Annotated in this window: 1 protein-coding gene; it reads left to right on the forward strand. The window is 36.4% G+C overall.

Annotation, left to right across the window (positions count from 1 at the left end):
* The coding region (locus D0T84_RS22590) for a hypothetical protein (RefSeq protein WP_221413139.1) at window positions 1-185 on the forward strand (185 nt) is incomplete at its 5' end.
* Between the last annotated feature and the right edge of the window lie 219 nt (window positions 186-404).

Here is a 404-nt window from a genome sequence, read left to right on the forward strand (position 1 = left end):
CACTGAAAGGTTTAATGGTAAGGACAAATCAAATTTGCGGACAAAGGTTTTCTTCCCCTGCCGGGACGAACACCGGAGGTGTATCTTTCAGGGGGGATATCTTCCCCAAAGGTTTTCTTATATGCAATTATCTGGGATTATGCTTTTTATATATGGTTTATAGGATGTTCATTGTTTATAATTGACATGAATCAGTATACTTCAATCTGAAAAAAGGTAAGGATTATGAAAATTAAGGGGCGTTTCTGTAGCGGAAGTCTGACGGATGTATTATATTTGATGCAAGTCTGCTTGTTTACCATTTGTCACTTAGCAAGTGACAGAATACGGGTTCTTGTAATTACCGACGATACAAAGGTATCAAAATTTCTGTATTTCGCACCTTTTTGCTGTTAATTATTTTT

The organism is Dysgonomonas sp. 521 (assembly GCF_010501055.1).
Classification (GTDB): domain Bacteria; phylum Bacteroidota; class Bacteroidia; order Bacteroidales; family Dysgonomonadaceae; genus Dysgonomonas.